We start from the raw sequence: 1,023 nt of genomic DNA, 5'->3' as shown, positions 1-1,023 counted from the left end.
GTGTCGTTTACATCCTCCTTCTGTTCTGCACCCATCATCCGTGCTCCAACAAAGGGGGGATTGCCCATAATGTAGTCCAACTCATGCTTGGGGATCACGTCCGTCCACTCCGTCCGCAGGGCATTCCCTTCCACGATGTTGGCGTAGGATTTCAGCGGCAAGAAATCCAAGGTCATGTGTACTACATCCTCGGTTTCCTTCATCATCTGACTTTCTGCGATCCACAGCGCCGTCTTTGCCACGGTCACGGCAAAGTCGTTGATTTCAATACCGTAGAATTGGCTGATGGAGACTTGAATTGGATTGCCAATATCCAGCATGATTTGTCCCTTATGGAGCAAGGAAATTGTTTCATTTTCCAGCCGACGGAGGGAGATGTAAGTTTCCGTCAGAAAGTTCCCGGAGCCGCAGGCAGGGTCCAGGAATTTCAGCCCCGCCAGCTTCCGCTGAAAGGCTTCCAGCTTGGCCTTGCGGGTCCGCTCCACCGTAACGACTTCAATCTCCGCAAACTCGGCTTTCAGTCCATCCAGGAACAGCGGGTCAATCAGCTTGTGGATGTTCTCGATGGATGTGTAGTGCATCCCGCCGGAGCGCCGGGTTTCCGGGTTCAGTGTGCTTTCAAAGACAGCTCCGAAGATGGTAGGAGAAATATCGCTCCAATCAAAATCCTCGCTGGCGCGGCGGAGTATGAGGTCAATCACTTCATCCCCAAGTCTGGGTATCTCAATGTCCTCGTCTGCAAACAGGCCGCCGTTGACATAGGGGAACGCTGCCAAGTCGTCATCCAGGTACTTGTCCCGCTGGGGTATATCCTGATCCAGTACCCGGAACAGATTGATAAGCGCCCGCCGATCCTCAGAGCGGTGGTTCCCCAGGTAGTCATGGAACATACTCTTGTTGCCAAAAATCCCAGCGTCCTCAGCATACAAGCAGAACACCAGGCGGACGCACAGCTTATTCAGACTTTTCAGCGTTTCTGGGTCGCTGGGGTCTTTGTACTGCTTCAAGAGTGCATCATATAGT

Annotated in this window: 1 protein-coding gene; it reads right to left on the bottom strand. The window is 52.9% G+C overall.

Annotated features, from left to right (window positions below):
* The coding region (locus tag JX325_RS17620; RefSeq protein WP_374220667.1) for a DNA methyltransferase at window positions 1–1,007 on the bottom strand (1,007 nt) is incomplete at its 3' end.
* Window positions 1,008–1,023 lie beyond the last annotated feature (16 nt).

This window comes from Oscillibacter sp. CU971 (genome assembly GCF_905219725.1).
Taxonomy (GTDB): Bacteria; Bacillota; Clostridia; order Oscillospirales; family Oscillospiraceae; genus Oscillibacter.
This window is presented reverse-complemented; position numbering and strand designations above follow the sequence as displayed.